Origin of the sequence: Streptomyces sp. NPDC021225 (assembly GCF_044332865.1) — a bacterium.
Classification (GTDB): Bacteria; Actinomycetota; Actinomycetes; order Streptomycetales; family Streptomycetaceae; genus Streptomyces.
In genome coordinates, this window is record NZ_JBIRPV010000003.1 from 432,851 (window position 1) to 458,838 (window position 25,988).

Genomic DNA, 25,988 nt, shown 5'->3' on the forward strand with positions numbered 1-25,988 from the left:
AGCCCGAGTTGACTTTTACCAGCCTTCGGCAGTGGCGTGCATTTCCCAGACGAGGATTTCGGCGGGTTCGTCGGCGGTGATCCGCTGGCCTCCGGTTGCGGTGAAGCGCACGGAATCCCCGGCTTCGAGTTTTCCGGATGCCTCCAGCGTGACGGCACCGCGGGGAACGAAGAGGTGAAGGAACGGCGCCTCGGGAAGGAGCACCGAGTCGCCCGGGTTCAGTCGTGCCGCGTGCAGTCCGGCGTACTTGTTCTTGATGCGGATCGCCGATGCGTCGGCATGCCGGTCCATTCCCGAGGCCACGGTGACCAGGCCGCCGTGCAACAGTGCATCGTCGATCTCCAACTGTTCGTAGCCGGGAGTGATGCCCTCCTCATCGGGCACAACCCACATCTGCACGAAATGCACCGGGTCGGTGTGGGGGCTGACGCCCTTGAGTCGCCAGGAGTCGTTCTTCTCCGAATGCAGGATGCCCGTCCCGGCGCTCATGCGCTGGGCGAGCCCGGGGTAGATCAGCCCGCTGTGGCCGGTGGAGTCCTGGTGGACCAGTGATCCCTGCAGCACCCACGTGACGATCTCCATGTCCTGGTGTGGATGCGTTTCGAAGCCGGTGCCGGCGGTGACGATGTCGTCGTTGTTGACCAGCAGCAGTCCATGGTGGGTGTTCTGAGGGTCGTAATGGTGCGAGAAGGAGAAGGAGTGCTTGGAGTCAAGCCAGGAGAGCTGTGTTTTGTACCGTTCGTGGCTGCGGCGGATGTCCACCGTCGGTTGCAGAGCAGCGGCCATCGCATGAGTCCTTTCCGCCCCCGGCGAGCCGCCGCGCTCACGGCCGTCCCCGGGCGCCGGGCGGAACTGTCACCGCCGGCACAACGTTGGGGGGTCCCCGGTCGGCGACGTGCAGCTGTGTGCAGTGCTGGTTGGCGATCTCGGCGCAGATGTCGGCCGCCTGCTCGCAGAGGGGGTTGCCGAAGTCCGCGGCGGTCAATGCCATGATCATCTTGTAGCGGAGGTCATCCATGTCCGCCTCCGGAAGTTCTGGGGGTCGGCAGCCTCCAGGCTAGGCGCACCCGCGTGCCGCCGCCATCCGTACGTGTTCTCGACGGCCTGGCGGCGATCAGCAGTCGCGCCACTCGGTGGGGGAGAGCAGCGGAGCCACAGCTGTCTCTGTTTCCGACGTTCGGCTCAGGCGGGGGGCGCGCCGAAGAGGTACTGGTTGCCGATGTCGATCAGGACCGTGCCGTGCCAGGCAGGGTAGCGAGCCACGATCGCCTGCTTGTACGCCTCCCCGTCGTCGCCGAGCAGCTCGCTCGCGTCCGCGAGATAGCGGCGCATCTCGTCGAAAACCTCGGGCCCGGCGGGCAGGCCGTGCCCGCCCAAGACGGTGTCGTACGCGGGCTGGGCGGCCAGGTCGTCCACTGCCTTGGCCCAGCCGGTGATGTCGTTGTTGCCCAAGAAGAGGTGCATGGCGTGGTAGACGAGGTCCTGCGCGACCAGGACGCCCTGCTCAGGCAGCTTGATCACCAGCTGGTCGGCGGCCTCGCCACCGTGGTGGGCCTCGAAGACGAACGGGATGCCGTCAATGACCTCGGCGCCCGGGACGATCTCGGCGGTGGGAGTGATGTCCGCGGACGGGATGACGGCGCCGGTGGGATCCTGGCCGTCGCCCTGGGCGGCGATCTGGCCGCGCACCGCGGCGAGTGCGTGCACGGGTGCGCCGAAGCGGGCGGCACCGTTGAAGTGGTCGGGGTGGGCGTGGGAGACGATGAGCCGGTCCAGCGGCTTGCTCAGCCCCTTCACGTAGGCCACCACCTCGTCCGCATACGCCAGGGAGTACTGGGCGTCGACGGCGATCACCCGCGCCGGGCTCTCGATGAGCTGAGTCGTGACGTTCAGGCTGTCGTCGGGAGCCATGTAGCTGTGGATGCGCACCGCTCCCTTGTCGATGACCGTGACCGTGCCGTCCATGAGGGTTCTCCCGCTGGTCGAGGGGTGGGTGGCTTTTGACCGCCTCACCTTCCAGCTTACGAAGGCGTTGTCCGTGTCGAACGGATCGCCGTCGACGTGGCCACCGGTCACGTGGTGCAGATTCCCAAGTTCGAGTCAGCGATGGCCGGCCACCTGAACAGCGACCTCGACTCCTTCAACCGATGCGTCGCGGCCGTGATCCCACGCTCTCGTCGCGGCTTGCCGCCGCATTGGTGTGCTGGAACTGGCGGGCGCCGCCGGCGTCGCGCTCGGGCCGGCCGTATCGCTGCTGGGCGGCCTCGTCGGCACCGGGCTTCTCTGGGCTCCTTCGGTCCGCTCCTGGAGGTGCTTGGTAGCCGCCTTGCAGCCGGGCAGGACAGCCAAGACGATCAGAGCGCCGGCGGCCATGATGATGCCACCGATGAGGCTGGTGTGCGCCACGCCGTGGGTGAAGGACTCGTGCACCGCGTCCACCAGGGCCTGGGTCTACTGGGGCATGGGCTGGGGCATGGCGCCGGGGGTCTTGGCGACCTGCTCGGCGACCGCGAGGCCCGCGCCCACCGACTCCTTGGCGGTGTCGAGGGCGTCGTGCGGGAGCTGACTGCCCACCAGGTCGGCCAGCTTGTCCTTGTAGGTGGTGCCGAGCAGCGAGCCCAGGACGGCGATGCCCAGGGAGCCGCCCAGTTCCAGTGAGGTGTCGTTGGCGCCACCGCCGACGCCCAGTTCGGACTCGGGGAAGGAGTCCATGATGGCTGTCGGTGGCGGGGGAGACGCTCAGGCCGATCGCGAAGCCGAGCAGCAGCAGCGACGGCAGGAAGTCGGTGTAGGTCGAGCCCTTGTCGATCTGGGTGAGCAGGAACACGCCCACGGTGCCTAGGTGTTCCCGGGACGTTGGTGACACGCGTGCTGGGTGCTTGAACAGGTGAGGGCCTTCTGGTTTCGGTGGAGATTGCGACACCTACCGCCGATGCCCAGAAGGCCCTCGTGTCCCACCGTAATGCCCCGCTGACGCCGACGGGCAGGCTGCGTCTGGCCCGGTGTGTCGTCGAGGACGGCTGGCCGCTGCGTCGGGCAGCGGAACCCTTCCAGGTCGGCCACACCACCGCCGCACGCTGGGCCGGCCGCTACCGGCAGTGGGACGCCGAGGGCATGCACGACCGCTCCAGCCGCCCCACCACCGGTAGCAAGCGCCACCGGCGGCGGCACCGCGTTACGGGATGGCCCACGGGCTGGTGAGCGTTGCCAGCCCCCGCGCTCCGTCGACGTATGGGCGCTGACGTTGTCGCGTGACCCGGGTCACGCCGTCAGCGCTGCAGTGTCAGCAGACCCGGACGGTAGGGCAGGAGGCCGTAGTCGCCGCCGGAGTTGGGGCTGCGCCCCTGGTAGAGCAACTGCAGATTGCAGGGATCGACGGTCATGGTCTGATCGGGGCTGGTGCGGATCAGTTCGCCATGGCTGATGTCGTTGGTCCAGGTGGCGCCACTGTTGGCCTTGCCGGCGAAAGGATTGCTCTCGGTCGCGGCCTGGGGTGTCCATGAGCCGTTCAGACTGGTGGCCGTGAACGAGCGGAAGTAGCGGCCCTGCGAGCCGATCGCCTCGACGATCATGAGGTAGCGGTTCTGGCCCTGCAGCTTGTAGACCTGCGGGGCTTCGAACAGGTTGTTCGTCGTATCGCTCATGATCACTGTCGAGGTTGTGCCGAAGCTGCCCGGGAAGTTCCCGATTGGCATACTGGCCCGGTAGATCTTGCCGTTGTCACCGGCGAAGAACAGGTACATGTTCGTCCCGTCACCGATGAGCGTCTGATCGATGGGTCCTGTTCCGGAGCCGGAGATGCTTCCGGAGAAGAGCACCTGCTGGGATGACCAGCCATTCGGGTTGGTGGGGTCGCTCGACGTCCGGTAGGAGAAGGCGGTCCCACCCCACTGGTAGGCGAGCACCCAGATGTTCTTCGGCGCGAAGTAGAAGAGCGTGGGCGCGACGGTGGAAGCCGACATCGTGTTCTGACTGGCCGAGGCCATCTCCGGCCAATTGGTGAACAGGCCGAAGTTCATCGAACCCCAACTCGTCCCCGTGTCGTGCGTCGTCGCATAGACGAGTTGCCTGCCGTTGTAGGGGACGACGGTGAAGTCCTTGAGCGAGACCCACCCCGGCTTGGGCTGCGCCAGCGCGCCCGTTGATGTCCAGCGGTATGTCGATGGAAGATCGCACGGGCCGGGGTTGCCGCCGCCGACCTTGACGAGCTGCCACTGCTGGTTGGTGCCGCCCCAGTCGTCGTACTGGACGACGTTCGCGTTGTCGGCGGTGGAGGCACCTTGTACTTCGAGGGCCTTGTTGCTGTGGCGCGAAATGAACCTCACGTAGCCATCCGAGCTGTCGGCCAGCTGCCACTGCTGGTTGGTGCCGTTCAGGTCGGCCCACTGGACGATCGAGCCGCCGTTCGCGGTGGACGAGTTGTGGATGTCCAGGACCTTGTCGGAGTGGCGGGACTTGATGCGGTAGTAGCCGCCCCCGGAATCGACGAACTGCCACTGCTGCTGGTTCTGATCGTTCCTGGTCCACTGGGTGATGCGGGCGCCGTCGTCGGTCGCCATGTTGTAGACATCCAGGGCCTTGCCGCTGTTGCGGTTGACCAGCACATACGAGGCGTTGAGGTCTACGGTCGCCGCGCCGGCGGGCTGGGCACCGAGGAAGGTAGCCATGAGCAGCAAGGGCGCAAGGACGGAGAGTAAGCGTCTCAGACGGACCGGGGACGGGTGGCGAAACCACATAAGAGGGCCTCCTTTGGGGGCGGGGGTGAGGTGACCTCGATGAACCGCGGAGCGCACGTGCCGGGGGACAGCAACAACCTGGAAATTTTCGAACAATTTCCGGATGCTTTGACGCCACAAGCTAGGAATGGGGGGCCCTCTCGTCAAGGCCTGTCGCCGATCTGTCCACAAACAGCGCCTCCCTTTGGGCTTGACACGTCAAGCAAGTGGCGTCTGCGCAGCGTCCCGACCCCGATCCCGACTCTGGAATGTTTCGGGCGAGGAACCGAAAATTTTCTGCGGGGAGTATTGACGATCCATCGTCAATGCCTCAATCATCCCTGTCTGAGAAAGCGGTCATAGTTCGAGATATCGAACCACGTCAGCCCTGAGCAATCTGTGCTGCACGGCAGATCCATGCACAGCTGCACGACAGATCCGCGCACCCAAGCACCTGCGCCACCCCGTTTCGTTCCGGTGAGGTTCGCACCAGCGCCTCCTGGCTCTTCGCGCAGTTGGAGAGGTACGCGACGCCGCGGGGCGGTCCCCCCCCGGCTGAGCTGCGATGGAGTACCCCATGCCTGTATCGAAACACCGCCGCTGCCCGCCGTACGTCACCCGACGACCGACCGGGTGCCGTCCGTGCCGGTTGAGATCGTCCCGGTCCCGTGATCGTGGTGTCCGGTGATTCCGTGCTGCCCGGGTTCCGGCCCGCCCCGTCCATCTGCCGAGTGGGAGCGGACGACGCATTCCCCTGCGCTTCAGTCCTTCCGTGATTCCTACCTTGGAGGCACAGCCATGGGCTCGTATGCCCTTCCCAGACGCGTTATCCGCCAGAAGATCCGCGGCCTGCTGTTAGCGCTGGTCGTCGGCGTCCTCGGTGCGGTCGCGACACTGGTCGCGCCGCCGACCGCACACGCCGCCGAGAACACGCTCGGCGCCGCGGCGGCGCAGAGCGGCCGCTACTTCGGCACCGCCATCGCCTCGGGCAGGCTGGGCGACTGGGCGTACACGACGATCGCGGGCCGTGAGTTCAACTCGGTGACGGCCGAGAACGAGATGAAGATCGACGCCACCGAACCGCAGCGGGGCCAGTTCAACTTCACCGCCGGTGACCGCGTCTACAACTGGGCGGTGCAGAACGGCAAGCAGGTGCGCGGTCACACCCTGGCCTGGCACTCCCAGCAGCCCGGCTGGATGCAGAGCCTCAGCGGCAGCACACTGCGCCAGGCGATGATCGACCACATCAACGGCGTGATGGGCCACTACAAGGGCAAGATCGTCCAGTGGGACGTCGTGAACGAGGCCTTCGCCGACGGCAGCTCGGGAGCCCGGCGCGACTCCAACCTGCAGCGCACCGGCAACGACTGGATCGAGGTCGCCTTCCGCACCGCGCGCGCCGCCGACCCGGCCGCCAAGCTCTGCTACAACGACTACAACGTCGAGAACTGGACCTGGGCCAAGACCCAGGCCATGTACGCCATGGTCCGGGACTTCAAGCAGCGCGGCGTACCGATCGACTGCGTCGGCTTCCAGTCGCACTTCAACAACGACAGCCCCTACAACAGCAACTTCCGCACCACCCTGCAGAACTTCGCCGCCCTCGGCGTCGACGTGGCCATCACCGAACTCGACATCCAGGGCGCCTCGGCCACGACCTACGCCAACGTGACCAACGACTGTCTGGCCGTCCCGCGCTGTCTCGGCATTACCGTCTGGGGTGTGCGCGACTCCGACTCCTGGCGACCGGAGCACACGCCGCTGCTGTTCAACCGCGACGGCAGCAAGAAGCCCGCCTACACCGCCGTCCTCAACGCACTCAACGGCGGCTCCTCTACACCCCCTTCGGATTCCGGACCGATCAAGGGCGTCGGTGCGGGCCGCTGCCTGGACGTGCCCGGCGCCAGCACCACCGACGGCACCCAGCTCGACCTGTGGGACTGCCACAACGGCACCAACCAGCAGTGGACGTACACCGCCGCCGGCGAGCTGACGGTCTACGGCAACAAGTGCCTGGACGCCGCCGGCACCGGCAACGGCACCAAAGTCCAGATCTACAGCTGCTGGGGCGGCGACAACCAGAAATGGCGCCTCAACGCCGACGGATCCATCGTCGGCGTCCAGTCCGGCCTCTGCCTCGACGCCGTCGCAGGCGGCACCGCCAACGGCACCCTGATCCAGCTCTACTCCTGCTCGAACGGCAGCAACCAACGCTGGACCCGCACCTGAGAGGACCTGCCACAAACGAAAGGGTGAATCGATGAAGACCTACGGTGCGGCTTCCCTTGCCCCTCCACGAAGACTTCGCTGGTGGTCCCGGGTCGCCGCCGTGGTGGCGGCGACCCTCGCGATCGGCATGGTCGCCGCGGTGAATCCGGCGCCCGCCGAGGCGGCGACGGTGGACACCAATGCCTGGTATGTCCTGGTCAATCGCAACAGCGGCAAGGCGCTGGACGTCTCCGGCGCGTCCACCGCCGACGGCGCGCAGGTCAGCCAGTGGACGCGCAACGACGGAGCCAACCAGCAGTGGCAGTTCGTGGCCTCCGGCGACGGCTTCTACCGCCTCAAGGCCCGGCATTCGGGCCAGGTTCTCGACGTGGCCGACGCCTCGACCGCAGACGGTGCCGCGATCCAGCAGTGGGCCGACCACAACGGGGCCAACCAGCAGTTCCGCCTGGCCGACTCCGACGCGGGCCACGTCCGGCTGATCAACCGCACCAGCAGCAAGGCGGTGGAGGTGCAGGGCGCCTCCACCGCCGACGGCGGCAACGTCGTCCAGTACACCGACTGGGGCGGCGCCAACCAGCAATGGCAGATGATCAAACTGTCGTCCGGTGGCGACGGCGGATGCGGCAGTGCCCCGACTCTGGCGAGCGGTACGCACACGATTCAGAGCGGCGGTAAGAGCCGCAGCTTCATCCTCAGGGTTCCCGCCAACTACGACAACAGCCACCGCTACCGGCTGATCTTCGCGTTCCACTGGCGGGGCGGAACGGCCGGCGACGTCGCCTCGGGCGGCACGAGCGGGAACGCCTGGTCCTACTACGGCCAACAGGAACAGTCGAACAATGGCGCGATCCTCGTCGCCCCCCAGGGCCTCGGCAACGGCTGGGCCAATTCGGGCGGTGAGGACATCACCTTCGTCGACGACATGATCCGGCGAATCGAGGGCGGCCTCTGTGTCAACCCGGCACAGCGTTTCGCCACGGGATTCAGCTGGGGCGGCGGTATGAGCTACGCACTCGCATGCAGCCGGGCGAACGTCTTCAGGGCCGTCGCGGTCATCTCCGGCGCTCAGATCAGCGGGTGCAGCGACGGCACCCAGCCCATCGCCTACTTCGGAATCCACGGCATCAGCGACTCCGTCCTCAACATCGCGCAAGGACGGTCCCTGCGCGACAGATTCGTCAGCAACAACGGCTGCACCCCCCAGAGCCCGCGCGAGCCCGCGCCGGGCAGCCGAACGCACATCACCACCACCTACGCGGGCTGCCGTGCCGGATACCCGGTCCAATGGGCCGCGTTCGACGGAGGCCACATACCCGGTCCGGTCGACGGCTCCCCCGGCGAGAGCGGCGTCGCCACTTGGACCAAAGCAGAGATCTGGAGGTTTTTCTCACAGTTCCAGTGACATGCCCGAACCACGGAGTGGACCCAGGATGATCCTGGCTCCACTCCGTGGGATCAGCTTTGTGCCGCCGTTCACGCCGAATCGGAGCCACTGGCCCCACCGTCCTTACTGGCTCAGGCGTTTCAGGGTCAGTCCAGTCTCTTGAGGCGCGGGACCCGTCGTGATCTCGAACACTGGCCTGCCTCGGCCGAGCTCAGGGTGTACTGGGCCATAAGCGACCGGATGTCGAGAATGCTGACCGGAACCTCCACCCCCGCCTGGCGGGGCGTATGAGTGGTGGGGAATCGCCTCTGGCAGCGGTGTTGGCCCGGCTGGAGGAGCGTGAGCGGGAGATCGCCGCGCAGGCCGAGGCGGCCCAGGAACGCATCGCGGAGTTGACCGCGCAGTTGGATGGACTCGGCAAAGCTGCCGAGGAGATCCGGATCACCCGCAAGACCCTGCTGGAACTGCCCGAACCTCAACCGCCCGCGCCGCCGCCCGCCCAACTGCCCGACCATCCGGCCTACCAGCAGATCATGGCGGTGTTCGCCCAGGCCGACACCCCGCTGTGGGCACGCCAGGTGCCTCCGGCTTGGGCGGCGACGGCCTCGGCGTGGACGGTGTGGTAGCCGAGCATCCCAGCGCCGCACCGCCGCCTCCGGCGGCGCCCTGAGCCGCGGCGGGCCGAGGTGGTCGGCCCGCCGCGGCTACCGGTCAGAGCCCGAACAACTGCTCTGCGTTGCGGTGGGTGATCGCCGCCCGCTCCTCGGCGGTGAGGTCGAGCCCGTCGATGAAGTCCGGTACCTTCCCGAGCTGCAGGAAGGGATAGTCGGTTGACCAGATCACCCGGTCGAGTCCGATGGTCGAGCGTACGAACTCGAACTCGGCGCGGTGCTCCATGCCGCTCGGAGTGACCCAGACGTTCGAGCGGTAGGTCTCGGTGATGGTCCGCGACAGCCCCGTGTCACCCGGCGACAGCACGTCGTCGAGGCGGTTCAGGAAGAACGGCACCATCTCGCCCCAGTGACCGCTGACGACCTGCAGGTCCGGGAGACGGTCGAAAACCCCGCCGAGGATCATCCGCAGCACCTGGATCCCGGCCTCGTGGTGCCAGCCCCAGCCGCCCAACGACAGCTCCGCCGTGACCTTGTCGCCGAACCCTGCGTAGTACGCCTGCTGGACCTGGGGAACCGGGACGAACGGGTGCACGTAGAGCGGCACCCGCAGCTCGGCGATCCGGGCCAGGACCGGCCGGTACACCGGGTCATCGAGGAACCGCTCGCCCGGCCGGCCGAGGATCAGCACCCCGCGCATGCCGAGCCCGGACACGGCCCGGTCCAGCTCGGCGACCGCGGCGGCCGGGTCCTGCCACGGTAAGGCCGCGAACCCATGCAGCCGGTCGGGGTGGGCGGCCACCGCCGCCGCGAGGCGGTCGTTGGCCGCGCGACACAGCGCGATGCCCGGATCGGCGGGCACCATCTGGACCGGGCTCGTCCAGGACACGATCTGCACGTCGATGCCATGGTCGTCCATCCGCCGGATCCGGTCCTCGCCGAGATCGGCGCCGAACCGGTACGCGGTCGCCTGGTCGACCGCGGGGGACCGCCCGGGACCCGGCCGCACGGGCGCCGAGCTGGTGCTCTGGATGCGCAGATAGGGCGCCTCGCGGGCGAGCATCGGGCCTGCGGCCTCCATGATCGCCAGGTCGATCGCGTGTTCCTCGACACAGATGAGAGTCATCTCGTCCTCCTGTGGTGCGGTCAGAAGCGGGCCGCGTCGACGGCGGGTCGGAGGACCTCCGTGCACCACTGACGGAAGGTGGTCGGCGTGCTGTTCTCGGCGATGCGGACGACGCCCTCGTCGAGGCCGTCGATCTTGGCCCTCGCCATGTCGGCCATCGCCCGAGCCATGCCGGGCGACGCGCCGAAGGAGAGCATGGCGGCCTCCAGCGACGCAGCCTCGACCTGCACGTAGCGCACCGGGATACCGAGCACGTCGGTGATGACGGCGGCCATGTCGTTGCCCGACAGGTCCTCCGGGCCGAGCACCGGGACATCGGCGAACCCGGCCCAGCTGCGGTCGAGCAGCAGGCGGGCGGCGGCGGTGCCGATGTCTCGGGTGGCCACCAGCGGCAGCTTGCGGTCGGGCGCGAAGGGCCCCGAGATCACGCCCTCGCCCAGGATCGTGCGGATGTCGCGCAGCGTGTTGTCCATGAAGGTCGGGTTGGCGAGCGAGCGGTAGTTCGTGACCGTGGCGAACAGGTCGTCCATGGCCAGTGAGGCGGTGACGTTGCCGGCCCGGCCGGCGACGGCGGTCCCCCGGCCCAGCGCCGAGACCCCGACGACGTGGCGGATGCCGTGCGCGGTGACGGCCTCGACGCCCGGCCTGCTGGCCTCGACGTAGGAGGTCATCACGTCGGGGGCGCGGAGGTCGCTGGGCATCAGCCAGAACACCGCGTCGGCGCCTGCGAAGGCCTTGTCGACCACTGCGGCGTCGCGATGGGAGCCCTCCACGAGCTCGACACGGTCGCGGACGGTGGGAGAGAGTCGCCGCGGGTCGCGGACGACGACCCGGACGGGCTCGCCGGCGTCGAGCAGCTGCTCGACGACATGGCGGCCGATTTTGGCGGTGGGTGCGGTGACGACGATCATGAGCAGTCCTTTGCACGGCGCAACATGTAAACTCAACTGTACCGTTTACTTCAGGGAGGGGTCACCATGGTGGCGCGACGAGGCGAGAAGCTCCGCGAGCACATCCTGTGGACCGCGAAGGACGTGTTCCTCGAGGCCGGCTTCGAGCGCACCTCGATGGACGTCGTCGCCCAGCGGGCCGAGACCTCCAAGCGCTCGCTCTACGCCCACTTCCCCAGCAAGGACGCCCTCTTCTCCGGGGTGGTCGCCCTGGTGCGCGAGCTCTACCTCGACCGCCTGGGCTCGCCGGAGTGCTACGTCACCGCGGAGCGGGCCGATCCGGCCGACGCCCTCGTGCGCTACTGCGGGCGGCTGCTGCAACTGCTGCTGTGGTCCTCGTCCCTGCGCACGCTGCGGATGGGGATCGCGGAGGCCGAGCGGGTACCCGAGATCGCGTCCGGCTACTACGAGGCGGTCTTCGAGGCCCCCATGGCGCGTATCGGCGCGTATGTCTCCCGGACCTGGGGCCTGACGCAGGAGGAGGCGCGGGAGGCGGCCGAGATCCTCGTCGGCCGGACGGTCTACCCCGGACTGGTGCAGGGCCTGCTCGGCGTGCGGGAGCCGATTGCCGAGCGCCCCGACGAGGCCACCCTCGCCGCCGACGTCGACCTCGACCAGATCGCCGCGAGCGTCCGGCGACTCGTCCTGGGCGAACCAGCGTCCTAGCCTCAATACCGGTAAAGCCTCCCTGTTTCGCTTGGAGTCGGCTGGGCCGGGTTGATTGGGTTGGGCGGGGCTTTTCGCTGTCTGTCGGCGGGTGGGTGTGGCTGGGGCCCGCGGCGGGCGGCCACGTGCAGCAGGCGGTAGCGGAGTTCCTTCGGTTCTGTGGCGGCCAACTCAACGTCCAGCAAGAAGGTCTGGGTCCAGGCAAGCAGGTCGAGAGTGCCAGCAGCCCTCGAGCAATTCCCGGCTCAACGGCGGGTCGATTCGCAGGTGGCAACTGCGGAGTTCGCCGTTGGTCCAGGTGCTCCGCGAGTGGCGGACGGGTCCGATGTAGACGGCTGGACCGTCGACCCGGACGAACAAGTGCGCCGCCTGGTCCAGATCCGGTTCCGGTCCTGCGAACGGTTCGCGAGATCGAGTGTCACGCTCACGTCAACGATGTCCGAACGCTGCGGGTGCCGATACATCATCCACGCAGCTCAGGCCGCATGCTGGTATGCGTGGAGGGTTCTGCCGAGTCGGTCTCTTCGGTCGATGTTCAGGTGGGCGAGCTGGGCTTGTCGCGTGATGAAGCCGGCGGGCTGGTGGCCGGCCACGCCGGGTGGGTCGTCGTCGGGTGCGCGTTCCTCGACTCGCCGGCGGCGTCGTTCGTCACCGGCGTCGAGATCCCGGTGGACGGCGGCTTCTCCGCGCACTGATCTCTCCTCGCTCAGGATAGGGGCGCGCCGACTGCGGTGGGCCCCTGTCCTGAGTCCCGCGCGGTCCGAACAGGGTGCTACGCCTACCGGGCCGAAGCGCTCATACACGCGGAGCACGACGGGCAGCACAAGGGCCGGGTCTTGGCCGACGAGCACATGGCCCGGCCCCGGTTTCCGATGCTGCGGCAACCGGGGCCGAGGTGGTGACGCGGGCCCAGGAGAACTCAGCGTGCGTCGACGAGGGGGACGTCCAGCAGCGATTCGAGGTCGGCGAACGTCGTCCCGTGGACGGACAGGACCTCGACCCCGTCTCGGGAGACGGCGAAGGTCGCGAGGTCTGTGTAGATCCGATCCACGCACGCGAGCCCTGTAAGGGGGTAGGTACAGCTCGACACGATCTTGGGCGCACCATCCTTCGTGAGCAGCGTCATCATGACGAACACGTTCCTGGCTCCGCTCGCCAGATCCATGGCACCGCCCACCGCGGGGATGGCTCCGGGAACGCCGGTGTGCCAGTTGGCCAGGTCGCCTTTCACCGACACCTGGAACGCACCGAGAACGCAGAGGTCGATGTGGCCGCCGCGCATCATGGCGAAGGAGTCCGCGTGGTGGAAGTAGGACGCTCCCGCAGGCTCGACGACGGGGATCTTGCCGGCGTTGATGAGATCGGGGTCGACCTCATCACCGACCGCGGCCCGGCCCATGTTCAGCATGCCGTTCTCGGTGTGGAGGACGACACCGGCGTCGGCGCGGATGTGGTCGGCGACGAGGGTCGGTTGTCCGATGCCGAGGTTGACGTATGAGCCGACGGGGATGTCGCTCGCGATGGCCGCGGCGATCTGGTCCTTGGAGAGCGGGTGATCCGTACTCCGCGCATGCGTGATGGTGTTCACTGATGGTCTCCGACGGCGACCACCCGGTCGACGAAGATCGACGGGGTGATGATCGTTTCGGGGTCGAGCTCGCCGGTTTCGACGATGCGATGGACCTGGGCGATGGTCGTTGCTGCGGCAGTCGCCATGACGGGGCCGAAATTCCGCGCGGTCTTTCTGTAGACGAGGTTGCCCATCCGGTCTGCGATGTGGGCTCCGATCAGGGCGACGTCGCCATGGAGCGGGTACTCGAGGACGTGGGTCCGGCCACCGAGCTCACGGGTCTCCTTTCCCTCAGCCAGCACAGTGCCGGCGCCGGTGGGGCAGTAGAACGCGCCGATGCCGGCACCTGCGGCGCGCAATCTCTCGGCGAGGGTTCCCTGGGGAACAACCTCGAGTTCCACGTGACCACGGCGGTACAGGTCGTCGAAGACCCATGAGTCGCTCTGCCGAGGGAATGAGCAGATAACCTTGCGGACCCTGCCCTTCGCGAGCAGTGCGGCCAGCCCCGTGTCTGCGTTGCCGGCGTTGTTCGACACAACGGTCAGATCGCTTGGACCCGCGTCGATGAGCGCGTCGATGAGCTGAGTGGGCATCCCCGCCATGCCGAAGCCGCTCACGAGAACGGTCGCACCGTCGCCGATGCCGGTGAGTGCTTCCCGGGCGCTTGCGTAGATGGCGGTCATGTGACGTTCTCCAAGACCACGGCCAGACCCTGGCCTACACCGATACAGATTGCGGCGACGCCCCACCGCTGGTTCGCTGCCCGCAGCCGTTTGGCAAGGGTGGCGAGGATACGGCCGCCCGAGGCCCCGAGCGGGTGTCCGAGAGCGATCGCGCCACCCCGTGTGTTCACCAGTTCCGGGTCGATGTCCCATGCGTCGATACAAGCAATCGCCTGCACTGCGAAGGCCTCGTTGAGTTCGACGGCACCGATGTCGCTCCAGCCGATACCCGCTCGCCGGAGGGCCTTGTTGGCGGCTTCCACGGGCCCTATCCCGAAGTCCTGGGGGTTGAGCGCGTGGACGCCCCGGGCTGCGATCCTGGCGATAGGCGTTGTGCCGACGATGTCCGCGGCCTTTTCGCTGCCGAGAACGAGAGCAGAGGCACCGTCGGTGAGCGGAGAAGCGTTTCCGGCAGTGATCGTTCCGTTGGGACGGAACGAGGGGCGAAGCCCCGCGAGGCTCTCAAGGGTGGAGTTCGGCCGGATGCACTCATCCCGCTCAAGCGTGGTTCCTGGTATCGGTGTCACCAGGTCGTCGTAGAAGCCGTCCTCCCACGCCTTGTGCGCGAGCCGGTGCGACCGTGCGGCGAGAGCATCCTGGCGTTCCCGGCCTATCGCGAGCCTGTCACCCAGCGCCTCGTTCGCTTCGCCGAGCGACACCGTCCATTCGGCCGGCATCCGGTCGTTGACGAGCCGCCACCCGAGCGTTGTGGAGAACGCGGCCACGTTGCCGGCCGGGAACGCTCGCTCGGGTTTTGGCAGCACCCAGGGTGCTCGCGTCATCGACTCCACACCGCCGGCGATGATGACGTCTGCGTCGCCGGTCTCGATGGTTCGCGAGGCGGTGATCGCCGCGTCGAGCGACGAGCCGCACAAACGGTTCACGGTTACTGCGGGCACTGAGGCCGGGAGCCCGGCAAGAAGCGCGGCCATGCGACCGACGTTGCGGTTGTCCTCTCCTGCCTGGTTCGCGCATCCCCAAGCCACGTCGCCGATGGCGGCCGGGTCGAGGCCGGGAACCTTCGCGAGGACAGAGGTGAGCGCGGACGCGGCCATGTCGTCGGGCCGCACCTCGGCGAGGGCGCCTCCGAAGCGGCCGAACGGAGTTCGGTTAGCGGCAAAGATGAAACTGGAAGTCACACACCCAACGCTAGGCACGACAATCAATTACGTCCAAGATTGAATCCGACTTGATTTATCATGTTGAAGCATGGAACTGCGGGATCTTCGATCATTCGTTGCCGTCGCGGAAGCTGGTGGGTTCGGACGAGCCGCAGATCAGCTTCATATCGCGCAGCCAGCCGTGTCACAGCAGGTCAAGCGGCTTGAGCGCGAGCTCGGAGCGCCTTTGTTCCACCGCACGACCCGCAGCGTGGAACTCACTCCCGCCGGTCGGCGCCTGCTGGAGCGGGCCAAGTTCATCCTTGCGGAGATCGGCCGAGCGGCAGACGAGGTGCGGCAAGTCCACGCCGGGGGCATCGGGAAGGTGTCCGTTGGATTCGTCGGGACGGCGACCTATGACCTGCTGCCGACCCTGTCCCGCCGTGTGCGCACCCAGCTGCCCGGCATCGAACTCGACCTTCGAGGCGAACGACTGAGTCCGGCGCTCTCGGCCAGTCTCCTCGAATCGGAGCTTGATCTCGCCGTCATGCGTGATCCAGGTCCGGAGAGCGGGCTCGAAGTGTCGAGGCTACGCACGGAGCGGCTGGTGGCAGTCCTGCCCACCGACCATCGACTCGCGACCGCAGGGAGCATCGAGATCGCCGACCTACGCGACGACGTCTTCGTCCTGCACCCCTCCGGCCGGCGCTCGGTCGTCCATTCGGCGGTCATCGCGGCCTGCCGGTCGGCAGGCTTCGCTCCGGTGGACATCATCGAGGTTGCCGAGACCGCGACCCTCGTCAACTTCGTGGCAGCAGGCGTCGGTGTTGCAGTCGTTCCGCATCCGGTGAAGGCCCTCACTCTTGAGGGTGTTCGCTATGCAGAGCTGGTCAACCCACCGCAGCTCGACCTGGTGCTGGCCTGGCGTGCGGGTGGCCAGCGCCCCGATTCGGCAGCGGTGGCGCGCATCATTGCCGCGATTATTTGAGCAGGCCGGGGCGGATTCAACTGGTCGTCGCAACACCTCGATGATGGAGGAGAGTGTTGTGGCCCAAGGAAGAGCGCGTGCGGCGATTCAGGCCGGTCGTTCGCCGCTGCGGTCGCCGGGGCGTCCCCCGGCCGACCGGCGGGCGGCAAGCGGTTCACGAGTCACCCCAGCCGATGCCCTGCGGCACGCTACGGGCAGCCAACCCGCCCGCGCACCACTGCCGCCATACAAGTCAGCGGTTCACACCGAGACTCCCAGAGCGGGATGAGGCGACAGCGTCGGCCCTTCTCCAAGCGCTTCGGAGAAGGGCCGACGCCAATGGGCTGATCAGCGCGCCGTGTAGCCGCCGTCGATCGGCAGGTTCACGCCCGTCACCCAGTCCGCTTCGTCCGAAGCCAGGTAAAGGACCCCGTAGGCGACATCGATCGGATGACCCAGGCGACGCAGAGACTGGTTCCCCGTCATGTACTCCTCGTAGGCCGACAGACCACCGGGGAACTCAGCCGCGATGCCCTCGACCAGCGGGGTCAGGACCGTACTCGGGTGCACCGAGTTCACGCGAATGTTGTACTTGCCGTAGCTGGCCGCGTCCTGCTTGGTCTGCATCGAAACCGCGCCCTTGGCAACGTGGTACGCCGTGAACTCGTCGTTCCCGATCATCCCGTAGATGGATGAGTAGTTGACGATGCTGCCCTTGCCGCGCTTGATCATGTGCGGGATGGCATGCTTGGTGCAGAAGAAGACGCCCTTCACATCGACAGCGAACAGAGCGTCCCACTCGGCCTCGGTGAGCTCGTGGGTCGGCTTGTCGACGCCGATGATGCCGGCGCAGTTGACGAGGATGTCGAGACCACCGAACTCCTCTGCTGCTGCGTCGATCACCGACTTCGCCTCGGCCTCCCGGGCAACATTCAGGCTCCAGAACTCCGCGGTCCCGCCTGCCGCGCGGATCGCCGCCACGAGCTCCTGGCCCTTGACCTCGTCCAGGTCTGTGACTGCGACCTTGGCGCCCTCAACCGCGAACAGCTCTGCGGTCGCTCGGCCCATGCCCATTGCGGCCCCGGTGATCAGGGCGACCTTGTTCTTCAGACGTCCCATGCCGATTCCCCTTCCCCGTTTGGTTCTCAGGCCCTGACCGACTGGTTGGCCAGAAAGGAGCGGTAGCCGTCCGCCTCAGCTGCACGGCAGAACTGCTGATAGACCTGTCCGCCGCCCATGTAGACCTGGAACTCCTCCGGCTTGCCGGGCAGGTTGTCGCCCAGGAACCACGCCTTGGCCTTCTTGCCCTCGGAGTACATGACGGTGGCCTTGCCGGCCCGCTCGGTCTCCTCCATCCACCAGGTCTCCGACTCGGGGGTGGCCTCGAGGAACGGAACGTCGTTCTCACGCGCCCACGCGATGGCCCTCTGGAGCCACTGGGCACCGAGCTGGATCGGGACCGGCAGGTTCGAGTACGGCGTCTGCGGGCCGAGGGACATGAAGAAGTTCGGGAACCCGTTGGCGTTGATGCCGAGGTTCGACTTCAGGCCGTCGGCGAGCCACTTCTCACGCAGCGTGCGGCCACCGCGACCCACGATGTCGATGTTGGTCAGGGTCCCGGTCATGGCGTCGAAGCCAGTGGCGAAAATCAGCACGTCGAGCTCGTACTCGGTGTCGCCGACCACCACGCCGCGCTCGGAGATCCGGCTGATCGGCTGCGAGGCGACGTCGATGAGGTGCACGTTCGGCTCGTTGAACGCCGCGTAGTAGTTGTGGCCGGTCGGGACACGCTTGCCGTTGAACGAGTAGGTGGTCGGCGAGAGAAGGTCGGCGACGGCCTGGTCTTCGACGATCTCGTGGATCTTCTTGCGGATGAACTCCGAGGCGAGCTCGCTGGCCTCATGGCTGGTGGCCAGATCGGTGAAACACTCGTTGGCGAAGTGGAATCCGCCCTCGTTCCACTTGCTTTCGAAGATCCGGTCGCGCTCCTCCGCGGAAACCTCGAGGGCGCTGTGCTCGGCCGACTCCATGGCGACGCCGAAGGGATGGTTCGCCGCCTTCTCGTAGATCTCGTCGTAGTGGTCACGCAGGTGGACCATGTCCTGCTCGGTCACCGGGTCGTTCGTGGTCTCGACGATAAAGTTCGGCGTGCGCTGGAAGACGTAGAAGTCGCCGACGACCTTGGCGATCTCAGGCACCATCTGGATGCCGGAGGCACCCAGCCCGATGAGGCCGACACGCTTGCCGGTCAGGTCTGCGCCGCCACGGGGCCACATCGAGGAGTGGTACTTCTCGCCCTGGAACGTGTCAATGCCGTCGATGGCAGGGAAGATCGCCTGCGAGAGGACGCCCATGCCAGAGACGAGATAGGTCGTGGTCAAGGTGGAGCCGTCGCCGAGGTGGACGGTCCACGTGTTCGCATCCTCGTCGTAGACGGCCTTGTTCACGCGGGTGGACAGGCGGATGTCCTTGCGCAGGTCGAGCCGGTCGGCGACGAAGTTGAGGTACTTCAGGACCTCCGCGCCAGCCGGGTACCGCTCGGTCCAGGTCCACTCGTCGCGGACCTCCTTGGAGAAGGAGAAGGAGTAGTAGCTGTACTCGCTGTCGGTGCGGACGCCGGGGTAGCGGTTGACCCACCAGGTGCCGCCGATGCCGTCCTCGCCGTCGACCACGAGGGTCGAAAGACCGATCTCGCGCAGGTGGTGGAGTATCGCCAGGCCGGAGAAGCCGGCGCCGATGACGATGGCGTCGTAGTCGCGCTTGCTGGTCATGTGTGTGTCGGTCCTTTCACCGAGTGATGACAGATGGGCACTCAGGGGGGAGCGCGCAGCAGGAAAGGCGGATAAGACCCGGTCAGAGGTCTGGCCAGGGTGCCGGTAGGTGCTGGTCAGGACCGGTACCAGGCGGCCATGGAGGCGATCTCCTCGTCGGCGCGCGCGAGGCGCCCGGCCTGGAACGGGAAGACGTGCTGCATGCCCTTGCCAATGGAAAACGTCACGTCGACGCCGGCGTTCTCGGCCAGGTCGACCAGACGCTCAGAGTCCTCGAAGAGAGATTCGGTGTCGGCTGCGCAGACGTAGAGCCGCGGGAACCCCTCATAGGTGGCGTACAGCGGGTTGACGTACGGGTCCGTCGGGTCCGTGCCCCCGGAGAGGTACCGGCCGATGTTCCCGGCGAGGCCTTCGCGAGTGATCAGGAAGTCGGTGTCGTTGTTGGTCTCGATCGTGGCACCGCTGTTCTCCATGTTCAGCCACGGCGACATCGTCAGGACACGTCCGGGCAACGGGCGGCCGTCGCGACGCAGCCTGAGTGTCATCGCGACCGCGAGGTTCCCACCGGCGCTGTCGCCGACGAAGCACACGTCGTCGGCCTTGATGCCCTGGTCCAGGACGGCCTGGTAGACAGCGAGGCCGTCCTCGATCTGCGCCGGGAACGGGCACTCCGGCGCGAGCCGAAAGTCGAGAACAAACGCATGGGTTCCGCAGGCCTTGGCCAGGTGCCCAGCGAGCTTGCGGTGGCTGGCAGAGGATCCGAGCGCGAACCCTCCGCCGTGCATGACCACCATCACCTGAGAGGGATCCGCGTCAACCGGGGTCACGAGGACGCCCGGTACGCCACCGATGGTGGTCGTGGCGTAGGTGACCCCTTCGGGCTCAGTGGTCGCTCGCTGCCAGTCCTCGAAGACCCAGCGCATCAGCTGGAGCGACATCTCCGGGTTGGCCTCGAACTCCATGCTCCACTCGGCGTAGATCTCCCCAAGAGGGTCTGAAGGACGGGGAAGGGGCATGGGGGCTCCTCAACGTCATCGTTGGTGGTACTGGCTGTTCCTCGGGCCGACAAACGACCGACCCAGCCATTCGAGGATCCCCACGCCCAAGCGTCGAAGGTGAACGCTGTCACAAAATGAGGCACCACCGTCTCACAGTGACTCGCGTCACACGGTCCTGCTCGCGACAGCCTTCAATCGAGGCCCTCACCGAGCCCGTTTCCCTCACCCAAGCGATCACGTCACTCCGATCACGCCGGCGATCCCGGCCCTCGGAGTCAGGCCAGGCACTCCGCTCTCACCGCTCGGCGCTTCCGCGCACCTGGTGCTCGCGGGCCACCGAGGTCCTTCACAGCTCTCAACGAGGAGACATTCCATGCACATCAAGAAGCGGGCCGTCGCAGCGACCAGCGTCGCAGCCGCCACGGTCATGGCGCTCAGCGCCTGCGGCGGTCTGTCGACCGGTACCGGTGGCTCCGACGCCTCCGGCGGCTCCAGCAGCCCGTGGCCGACCGTGAAGGTGGGCGGTGTCGGCGTGCAATCCGACATTCCAGACATCACCAAGTTCTGTGGCACCAAGCCGATCAAGGTCGGCTACGCCGACGGCAACAACAACAACACCTGGCGCAAGGCTACGATCGCGCTCTTCAAGGCCCAGGCGGCCAAGTGTCCGAACATCACCCAGGTCATGGTGACCGACGCCCAGAACAACACCCAGAAGGCGATCTCGGACATCAACTCGATGGTCGCCCAGGGCGTCAACGTGATCGTCACCTTCGGCGACGCCGGACAGGCCCTCCTGCCGACCATCCAGAAGGCGACCGCGGCCGGCGTGGCGGTCGTGCCGATCGTCTCGGACATCGGCGGTACACCAGGCAAGGACTACGTCGACTTCGTCTCCGAGAACGTCGACACGTACGGCAAGACCCTCGCTGACTGGACCATCAAGGCGATGCACAAGAAGGGCAACCTGGTGATGCTGGGCGGCGTCGCCGGCAGCGCCTACTCTCAGGCCGTCTACGACGGCGTCAAGAAGGCGGTCGCGGAGCATCCCGGCGTCCGCCTGCTCAACTCCGACGGCTACGTCGCCACCGATTGGGACGTCAGCAAGACGCAGCAGGTCGTGGCCGGTCTCATCACGAAGTACGGCAAGATCGATGGCATCGTCTCCGACTTCGGCGGCGGCTCGGTCGGCGGTATCCGCGCATTCATCGCCGCGAACAAGCCTCTGCCGGCCTGGTCGGCCAATGACTCCAACGAGTTCGCCTCCCTCTGGTACCAGTACCACAAGCGGTACCCGAGCTATCAGATCGCGACCGAGTCTTCCCGCAACTGGGTCGTCGAGGCTGCTCTGAACAAGGGCCTCGCGGCCTACAACGGCATCACCGACACCGAGCCCTCGACGTACAACCTTCAGATCATTGAGGACTCGACCAACCCGAAAATGATGCCGAAGTATGACAAGTCGCTGCCGGCTGACGCGATCCTCTCCTCCGGACTGACCACCGAGCAGATCAAGGCTCTCTACAAGTAGCCCTTGAGCAGCCCAGTCGGCTTTCAGGCCATCTCGGCCAGACCACCGTCATGTTCACCGACAGAACCGGCCGCAGTTCTGGCATTCCCCGCAGGTGCCCGGGCCTCCGCGACTCCCTGGAAGGCCCGGGCAACTCACCGCGACAACGCAGCGGCGTACGGATATCCGAGGAGCATCATCATGAACCGACTCAAGGGCAAGGTCGGCATCGTCACCGGTGCCTCGCGAGGCATCGGCCACGCGATCGTCGACGCCATGGCAGCTGAGGGCGCGGCCGTCATCGCGACCAGCCGCGCTGCCGTCGACGACTCATTCGGCGCCGGCGTCATGTACGCGACCCTTGACGTGGCCAGCGAAGCCGACTGGCAGCGTGTGATCACCGAGGTCATCGACCGCCACGGGCGCGTTGACTTCCTCGTCAACAACGCCGGCATCATCGCCTATGAAACCGTCCACGACCTCACCAGTGAGGAGTGGAACCGGGTCATCGCGGTCAACCAGACCGGCACCTGGCTCGGGATGCGCGAGGTGATCCCACAGATGATCGCTCAGGGCGGCGGCAGCATCATCAACGTCTCCTCGATCTGGGGCAGCGCCGCTGTCGCCGGTGCGCACGCCTACCACGCGACCAAGGGCGCGGTGCGCAACATGTCGAAGAGCGCCGCCGTCAGCTACGCCAAGGAACGCGTCCGCGTGAACTCAGTTCATCCCGGTTTCATCTGGACCCCACTGACCGAGGCACAGGCCCCGGAGGTGAACGAGTACGTCATCTCCCAGACCCCGATGGGTCGCGCTGGACGACCCGAGGAGATCGCCGCCGGAGTCGTCTTCCTCGCCTCCGACGAGGCCAGCTTCGTGACCGGTTCCGAGCTCGTCATCGACGGCGGCTACCTCGCCCAGTAATGGGTCCATCAACGGGCCGAGGCGCCGGCCCGACTCCTCAGGTCTGCGCCCCTCAACATCTTCCAGGAGTCCGACGTGACCAACTTCGGCAGCAACGGACCTGAGACTCAGGTCAGGCCACCGCAGCAGGGTGCGAGCCCCGTCCCCACCCAGGCCAACCACGCGGCAAGTCAGACAGCAAGCCAGGCGGCCGACCATGTCGCATCGGTGCTCTCCATGCAGGGCATCGGGAAGTCCTTCCCGGGCGTGCGCGCGCTGGACGAGGTGAGCTTCGATGTCCGCCCGGGCGAAGTTCACGCCCTGGTCGGCGAGAACGGCGCCGGCAAGTCCACCCTGATGGCCGTGGCCTCGGGTGCATTGGCGGCAGACGACGGCACAGTCCTCATCGGCAGCGACCAACTCACGCATGCGCAACCCGAGCAGGCTCGCAGCCTCGGCCTCGGCATCGTGCGTCAGCATCCGGCGCTTCTTCCGGACCTGACCGTGGCGGAGAACATGGCACTCGGCGTCGGGTACAAGCGCGTCGGCGGGCTTCGCCGCGCGGTCGCCTGGGCCTGCGAGACCCTCGCGCCGTGGGAGATGAACATCGACCCGCGCGCCCGCGTCGCCGATCTGTCGATGGAGAAGCGGTTCATCATCGAGATCGCCAAGGCCCTCGCGCTGAACCCGAAGGTTCTGATCCTCGACGAGCCCACCGAGCATCTCAACGCCGAAGAAGTACAACGTCTCTTCACGAAGGTCCGCGAGACCGTCGCAACTGGCGCCGGTGTCGTCTACATCTCCCACCGCATTCCTGAAGTCAAACAGATCGCCGACCGGATCACCGTCCTTCGCGACGGCCAGACCCGCGGAACCTTCGACGCCGACGCCGTTACCGAGGAGCAGATCGTCGAGCGCGTCGTGGGCCGCAAACTCGAGACGGTCTTCCCCACCAAGGAACCCGTACCTGCGGACGCGGCCGAGCGACTCGTCGTGACCGGACTCTCCGGTCCCGGCTTTGACAACATCTCCCTGACCGTCCGCTCCGGCGAGATCGTCGGCTTGGCCGGGGTTCAGGGCAATGGCCAAGCCGAGCTCGTCCGTGCCCTGGCCGGCCTGGCCTCGACTTCAGGCAAGATCGTCGTCGACGGGCAGCAGGTCCGCGGCGGAAACGCAGCGGCCGCGAACGCCGGTGTCGTCTACGTGCCTGCTGACCGGCACGGCGAGGGTGTCTTCCTACCACTCGGCGTGAGCGAGAACATCGTGGCGCGCACCTTGCACAAGGTCTCACGCCTCGGCCTTGTCAGCGACGCGCTGACCCGGGCCACCGCGAAGGACCAGATCCGCAACCTCGCGATCAAGACCCCGACCCCCGAGACGCCGATCAGCTCTCTCTCGGGAGGCAACCAGCAGAAGGCCGCCATGGCCCGCACGCTGTTGGCTGCACCGAAGGTCCTCGTGGTCGAGGAGCCCACTCAGGGTGTCGACGCCGGTGCACGCGTCGACCTGTACAAGATCCTGCGCACCGCGGCCGATGACGGTGCCGCCGTCATCGTGCTCTCCTCCGACAACGTCGAGCTCGAGGGCCTGTGCCACCGCGTGCTGATCATGTCTCGCGGAAGCGTCGTCGAGGAACTCACCGATGCGGAGATCACCGAAGCGGCCATCGCTCACGCCGCACTGACCTCGACGACCGTGCGCGGCCACGAGAAGACCCGCCCGGAGAAGCGTCGCCGACTGCGGGCCTGGCTGGCCGGCGACCAGGCCCCTGCGGCGGTGATCGCCGCGATTGTGGTGCTCCTCGGCCTCGGGACCGGGCTGCACAACAGCGACTACCTCGGTCAGCTCAACCTCAACAACCTCCTGCTCATGCTTGCGCCCCTGTTGCTGGTCGGTGCTGCGCAGCAGGTCGTCGTCATGGGAGCCGGGTTCGACCTCTCGGTCGGACCCCTCATGGGCTTCCTGGTCGTGATCGCGTCGTACTGGATCGTGGACGGCGGAAACCTGGTCCTCGGTCTGGTCCTCATGGCCCTCGGCGCGGTCGCGGTAGGCGTGATCAACGGCGTCATGGTGACCTGGTTTCGCGTCAACCCGGTCGTCGCGACCCTCGCGGTCTACATGGCCCTCCAGGGCATCTACCTGTCCCTGCGAGACACGCCGGGCGGCACGATCTTCCCGTCGGTGGCAGCCGACATCCAGGCCCACTTCGGTGCGGTTCCGCTGGTGACCATCGTCGCGGTGCTCCTCGTTCTGCTCCTTGAGCTGGCGCTGCGTCGCACCAGGTGGGGCGTCGAGCTTCGGGCTCTCGGGTCTGAGCCGGACGCCGCGGAGCGTCTCGGGGTGAAGATCCGACTGATCCAGTTCACCTCGTACGTGATCTGCTCGGCACTGGTCCTGCCCGCCAGCATCATCCTGATGGCCCAGATCGGTATCGGTGACGGTCGTCCTGGTCTCGCGTACACCCTCAACTCAGTGACCGTGGTCGTGCTCGCGGGAGCCAGCATCTTCGGTGGCCGTGGTTCGTTCATCGGGATCATCGCCGCTGCTGTCCTCGCTCAGCAGCTGGTCAATGTCTCCCCGTTCCTCAACCTCTCCCCTGCCTGGGGCTACTGGCTCCCGGGCCTCATCACGATCGGCGCCGCGGCGCTGTACGCCCAGCTGCGCCGTACCCGCCGGACGGGAGCACACGCATGAGCACCCGACCCACCAACGCCTCCCGCCGCAACCCGCGCCATCAGGGGAACGCGATGAACAACTTCGACGCGGGCACCACCTGGCGCCGCCTCCTTTCGGGCAGCTGGGTCGGGATCGTGATCGCCACGATCATCCTCTTCGCCCTCAGCCCCGCCATCGCGCACGGCAGCGTCGGCTCAGCCCCGTTGCTCAGCATGCTGCCCTTCGCCGCTGTGCTCGCCATAGCAGCCGCCGGGCAGACCCTCGTCGTGCAGCAACGTGGCCTCGACCTGTCGGTGCCAGGCATGATCGCGCTCGCTGCGGCCATCTGCACCTGCATGGTCCAGTCCCACGGTTGGCCGGCGTGGCTCGCCGTCATCGTCGCCGTGGTCGCCCCCGGTCTCGTCGGCCTGGTCAATGGAGTCCTGGTCGCTGTCGCCCGCGTCATGCCGCTGGTCGTGACGCTCGGCATGAACGCGGTCCTGCTCGGCACGGCCCTGGAGATCTCCGGCGGCTCGCCGGCCACAGCACCCAACGGCCTGAGCCGGTTCGCCGTCGACCGGACCCTCGGAATCCCCAACACCTTCATCATCGCGGTCGTCATGCTCGCCGTCGGTGGCATCATCGCCAAGCGCTCCGCGGTCGGGCGCCGATTGACCTACATCGGTGTCAGCGTTCCCACGGCCTCGGCTCTGGGCATCCGAGTCACCCTTTACCAGGTCGTCGCCTACGGTTTCGCGGGCCTCGCCTACGGCGCCGCCGGCGTTCTCCTGGCCGGCTACACCCGGACTCCCGGGCTCTTCATCGGGGACACCTACGTGCTTCCGACCGTCGCGGCCGTGGTCCTGGGCGGCACCGCGATGACCGGCGGTATCGCGAGCATCGTGGCCAGCGGCGTCGGGGCGCTGTTCCTGACACAGCTCGGACAGCTGCTTCGCTCGTTGGGCTGGAACGACGCTCAGCAGCTCATCGCGCAGGCAGCAGTCCTCGCCGCGGTGGTCCTGCTTCGCCAGGCCACCCCCGCTCTTCGCGGGCTGGCACAGCGTCGCCGGCAACGGGCGTTGCCTACGGTCAGCTGACGGCCGAACCACAG

At 67.1% G+C, this 25,988-nt stretch carries 22 protein-coding genes and 2 pseudogenes; 11 read left to right on the plus strand and 13 right to left on the minus strand.

All coding sequences use genetic code 11. The annotated features are described in order from the left end of the window. Nucleotides 1-15: 15 nt before the first annotated feature. The 4 genes and pseudogenes from ACH4S9_RS15620 to ACH4S9_RS15635 all read right to left on the minus strand — a co-directional run. Nucleotides 16-786: a pirin family protein gene (locus tag ACH4S9_RS15620; RefSeq protein WP_398372224.1), complete on the minus strand. Its 771-nt coding sequence runs from the start codon at nt 784-786 to the stop codon at nt 16-18. Nucleotides 787-823: 37 nt separating this feature from the next. Further along, nucleotides 824-1,018, minus strand: a complete 195-nt coding sequence (locus ACH4S9_RS15625; protein ID WP_398372226.1) for a hypothetical protein — start codon at nt 1,016-1,018, stop codon at nt 824-826. 164 nt (nt 1,019-1,182) lie between these two features. Beyond that, entirely contained in the window at nt 1,183-1,965 is a 783-nt protein-coding gene (locus tag ACH4S9_RS15630) for an MBL fold metallo-hydrolase (protein WP_398372228.1), read from the minus strand. 327 nt (nt 1,966-2,292) lie between these two features. Further along, nucleotides 2,293-2,842, minus strand: a pseudogene (locus ACH4S9_RS15635) (MFS transporter); the annotation flags it as partial. Between the two features lie 107 nt (nt 2,843-2,949). Between ACH4S9_RS15635 and ACH4S9_RS15640 the strand changes: the two are divergent. Beyond that, nucleotides 2,950-3,138, plus strand: a pseudogene (locus ACH4S9_RS15640) (leucine zipper domain-containing protein); the annotation flags it as partial. A 131-nt stretch (nt 3,139-3,269) separates the two neighbouring features. On the opposite strand, the gene ACH4S9_RS15645 reads toward ACH4S9_RS15640, so the two are convergent. After that, nucleotides 3,270-4,736 (minus strand): non-reducing end alpha-L-arabinofuranosidase family hydrolase, encoded by a 1,467-nt coding sequence (locus tag ACH4S9_RS15645; RefSeq protein WP_398372230.1) that lies wholly within the window; start codon nt 4,734-4,736, stop codon nt 3,270-3,272. A 777-nt stretch (nt 4,737-5,513) separates the two neighbouring features. On the opposite strand from ACH4S9_RS15645, the gene ACH4S9_RS15650 reads away from it, so the two are divergent. From ACH4S9_RS15650 to ACH4S9_RS15660, 3 genes are all read left to right on the plus strand, one after another. After that, nucleotides 5,514-6,944 (plus strand): endo-1,4-beta-xylanase, encoded by a 1,431-nt coding sequence (locus ACH4S9_RS15650; RefSeq protein WP_398372232.1) that lies wholly within the window; start codon nt 5,514-5,516, stop codon nt 6,942-6,944. A gap of 100 nt (nt 6,945-7,044) precedes the next feature. Next, complete coding sequence (locus ACH4S9_RS15655) at nt 7,045-8,346, plus strand: RICIN domain-containing protein (protein WP_398372988.1); 1,302 nt, start codon at nt 7,045-7,047, stop codon at nt 8,344-8,346. Between the two features lie 269 nt (nt 8,347-8,615). After that, on the plus strand, nt 8,616-8,954 hold the full coding sequence (locus ACH4S9_RS15660) for a hypothetical protein (protein ID WP_398372234.1): 339 nt from the start codon (nt 8,616-8,618) through the stop codon (nt 8,952-8,954). 85 nt (nt 8,955-9,039) lie between these two features. Here ACH4S9_RS15660 and ACH4S9_RS15665 read toward each other — a convergent pair whose 3' ends face one another. Continuing rightward, nucleotides 9,040-10,065, minus strand: coding sequence for an amidohydrolase family protein (locus ACH4S9_RS15665; RefSeq protein WP_398372236.1), 1,026 nt, complete (start codon nt 10,063-10,065; stop codon nt 9,040-9,042). A 20-nt stretch (nt 10,066-10,085) separates the two neighbouring features. Continuing rightward, complete coding sequence (locus ACH4S9_RS15670) at nt 10,086-10,976, minus strand: NAD(P)H-binding protein (protein ID WP_398372238.1); 891 nt, start codon at nt 10,974-10,976, stop codon at nt 10,086-10,088. A gap of 66 nt (nt 10,977-11,042) precedes the next feature. Between ACH4S9_RS15670 and ACH4S9_RS15675 the strand changes: the two genes are divergently transcribed. Beyond that, complete coding sequence (locus ACH4S9_RS15675; RefSeq protein WP_385349333.1) at nt 11,043-11,681, plus strand: TetR/AcrR family transcriptional regulator; 639 nt, start codon at nt 11,043-11,045, stop codon at nt 11,679-11,681. 497 nt (nt 11,682-12,178) lie between these two features. Continuing rightward, on the plus strand, nt 12,179-12,376 hold the full coding sequence (locus ACH4S9_RS15680; protein WP_385349330.1) for a hypothetical protein: 198 nt from the start codon (nt 12,179-12,181) through the stop codon (nt 12,374-12,376). 224 nt (nt 12,377-12,600) lie between these two features. Here the strand turns inward: ACH4S9_RS15680 and ACH4S9_RS15685 are convergent, their stop codons facing one another. Genes ACH4S9_RS15685 through ACH4S9_RS15695 form a run of 3 tightly spaced genes read right to left on the minus strand, consistent with a single transcriptional unit; the run spans nt 12,601 to nt 15,112 of the window. After that, on the minus strand, nt 12,601-13,269 hold the full coding sequence (locus ACH4S9_RS15685; protein WP_385349327.1) for a 3-oxoacid CoA-transferase subunit B: 669 nt from the start codon (nt 13,267-13,269) through the stop codon (nt 12,601-12,603). Then, nucleotides 13,266-13,934: a 3-oxoacid CoA-transferase subunit A gene (locus tag ACH4S9_RS15690; protein ID WP_398372241.1), complete on the minus strand. Its 669-nt coding sequence runs from the start codon at nt 13,932-13,934 to the stop codon at nt 13,266-13,268. The genes ACH4S9_RS15685 and ACH4S9_RS15690 overlap by 4 nt, the downstream gene beginning before the upstream one ends. Then, nucleotides 13,931-15,112, minus strand: coding sequence for a thiolase family protein (locus tag ACH4S9_RS15695; RefSeq protein ID WP_398372243.1), 1,182 nt, complete (start codon nt 15,110-15,112; stop codon nt 13,931-13,933). Before ACH4S9_RS15695 ends, ACH4S9_RS15690 begins: the two co-directional genes overlap by 4 nt. Before the next feature lie 70 nt (nt 15,113-15,182). Here ACH4S9_RS15695 and ACH4S9_RS15700 point away from each other — a divergent pair, with 70 nt between their 5' ends. Beyond that, nucleotides 15,183-16,061, plus strand: coding sequence for a LysR substrate-binding domain-containing protein (locus tag ACH4S9_RS15700; RefSeq protein WP_385349318.1), 879 nt, complete (start codon nt 15,183-15,185; stop codon nt 16,059-16,061). Between the two features lie 327 nt (nt 16,062-16,388). Here the strand turns inward: ACH4S9_RS15700 and ACH4S9_RS15705 are convergent, their stop codons facing one another. The 3 genes from ACH4S9_RS15705 to ACH4S9_RS15715 form a co-directional block, all read right to left on the minus strand. Beyond that, nucleotides 16,389-17,159: an SDR family NAD(P)-dependent oxidoreductase gene (locus ACH4S9_RS15705; RefSeq protein ID WP_398372246.1), complete on the minus strand. Its 771-nt coding sequence runs from the start codon at nt 17,157-17,159 to the stop codon at nt 16,389-16,391. Nucleotides 17,160-17,185: 26 nt separating this feature from the next. Continuing rightward, entirely contained in the window at nt 17,186-18,811 is a 1,626-nt protein-coding gene (locus tag ACH4S9_RS15710) for a flavin-containing monooxygenase (protein ID WP_398372248.1), read from the minus strand. 116 nt (nt 18,812-18,927) lie between these two features. Next, entirely contained in the window at nt 18,928-19,773 is an 846-nt protein-coding gene (locus tag ACH4S9_RS15715) for an alpha/beta hydrolase (RefSeq protein ID WP_398372250.1), read from the minus strand. Between the two features lie 409 nt (nt 19,774-20,182). Here ACH4S9_RS15715 and ACH4S9_RS15720 point away from each other — a divergent pair, with 409 nt between their 5' ends. The 4 genes from ACH4S9_RS15720 to ACH4S9_RS15735 all read left to right on the plus strand — a co-directional run bounded on the left by ACH4S9_RS15720 (nt 20,183) and on the right by ACH4S9_RS15735 (nt 25,974). Beyond that, nucleotides 20,183-21,340, plus strand: coding sequence for a substrate-binding domain-containing protein (locus ACH4S9_RS15720; RefSeq protein ID WP_385349306.1), 1,158 nt, complete (start codon nt 20,183-20,185; stop codon nt 21,338-21,340). A gap of 180 nt (nt 21,341-21,520) precedes the next feature. Next, a complete protein-coding gene (locus tag ACH4S9_RS15725) occupies nt 21,521-22,243 on the plus strand; it encodes an SDR family NAD(P)-dependent oxidoreductase (RefSeq protein ID WP_398372253.1) in 723 nt (240 codons plus the stop codon). A 75-nt stretch (nt 22,244-22,318) separates the two neighbouring features. Beyond that, nucleotides 22,319-24,916 carry an ATP-binding cassette domain-containing protein gene (locus ACH4S9_RS15730; RefSeq protein ID WP_398372255.1) on the plus strand — a complete coding sequence of 866 codons (2,598 nt, stop codon included), beginning with the start codon at nt 22,319-22,321 and terminating at the stop codon, nt 24,914-24,916. Continuing rightward, nucleotides 24,913-25,974: an ABC transporter permease gene (locus ACH4S9_RS15735; protein ID WP_385349295.1), complete on the plus strand. Its 1,062-nt coding sequence runs from the start codon at nt 24,913-24,915 to the stop codon at nt 25,972-25,974. Before ACH4S9_RS15730 ends, ACH4S9_RS15735 begins: the two co-directional genes overlap by 4 nt. The last annotated feature ends 14 nt before the right edge of the window (nt 25,975-25,988 follow it).

Excerpts from the sequence above, each read along its gene's own strand:
- ACH4S9_RS15620 (WP_398372224.1), bottom strand. The coding sequence starts at position 786 with ATGGCCGCTGCTCTGCAACCGACGGTGGACATCCGCCGCAGCCACGAA.
- ACH4S9_RS15625 (WP_398372226.1), bottom strand. The coding sequence starts at position 1,018 with ATGGATGACCTCCGCTACAAGATGATCATGGCATTGACCGCCGCGGAC.
- ACH4S9_RS15630 (WP_398372228.1), bottom strand. The coding sequence starts at position 1,965 with ATGGACGGCACGGTCACGGTCATCGACAAGGGAGCGGTGCGCATCCAC.
- ACH4S9_RS15645 (WP_398372230.1), bottom strand. The coding sequence starts at position 4,736 with ATGTGGTTTCGCCACCCGTCCCCGGTCCGTCTGAGACGCTTACTCTCC.
- ACH4S9_RS15650 (WP_398372232.1), top strand. The coding sequence starts at position 5,514 with ATGGGCTCGTATGCCCTTCCCAGACGCGTTATCCGCCAGAAGATCCGC.
- ACH4S9_RS15660 (WP_398372234.1), top strand. The coding sequence starts at position 8,616 with ATGAGTGGTGGGGAATCGCCTCTGGCAGCGGTGTTGGCCCGGCTGGAG.
- ACH4S9_RS15665 (WP_398372236.1), bottom strand. The coding sequence starts at position 10,065 with ATGACTCTCATCTGTGTCGAGGAACACGCGATCGACCTGGCGATCATG.
- ACH4S9_RS15670 (WP_398372238.1), bottom strand. The coding sequence starts at position 10,976 with ATGATCGTCGTCACCGCACCCACCGCCAAAATCGGCCGCCATGTCGTC.
- ACH4S9_RS15675 (WP_385349333.1), top strand. The coding sequence starts at position 11,043 with ATGGTGGCGCGACGAGGCGAGAAGCTCCGCGAGCACATCCTGTGGACC.
- ACH4S9_RS15690 (WP_398372241.1), bottom strand. The coding sequence starts at position 13,934 with ATGACCGCCATCTACGCAAGCGCCCGGGAAGCACTCACCGGCATCGGC.
- ACH4S9_RS15700 (WP_385349318.1), top strand. The coding sequence starts at position 15,183 with ATGGAACTGCGGGATCTTCGATCATTCGTTGCCGTCGCGGAAGCTGGT.
- ACH4S9_RS15705 (WP_398372246.1), bottom strand. The coding sequence starts at position 17,159 with ATGGGACGTCTGAAGAACAAGGTCGCCCTGATCACCGGGGCCGCAATG.
- ACH4S9_RS15710 (WP_398372248.1), bottom strand. The coding sequence starts at position 18,811 with ATGACCAGCAAGCGCGACTACGACGCCATCGTCATCGGCGCCGGCTTC.
- ACH4S9_RS15715 (WP_398372250.1), bottom strand. The coding sequence starts at position 19,773 with ATGGAGTTCGAGGCCAACCCGGAGATGTCGCTCCAGCTGATGCGCTGG.
- ACH4S9_RS15720 (WP_385349306.1), top strand. The coding sequence starts at position 20,183 with ATGCACATCAAGAAGCGGGCCGTCGCAGCGACCAGCGTCGCAGCCGCC.
- ACH4S9_RS15725 (WP_398372253.1), top strand. The coding sequence starts at position 21,521 with ATGAACCGACTCAAGGGCAAGGTCGGCATCGTCACCGGTGCCTCGCGA.
- ACH4S9_RS15735 (WP_385349295.1), top strand. The coding sequence starts at position 24,913 with ATGAGCACCCGACCCACCAACGCCTCCCGCCGCAACCCGCGCCATCAG.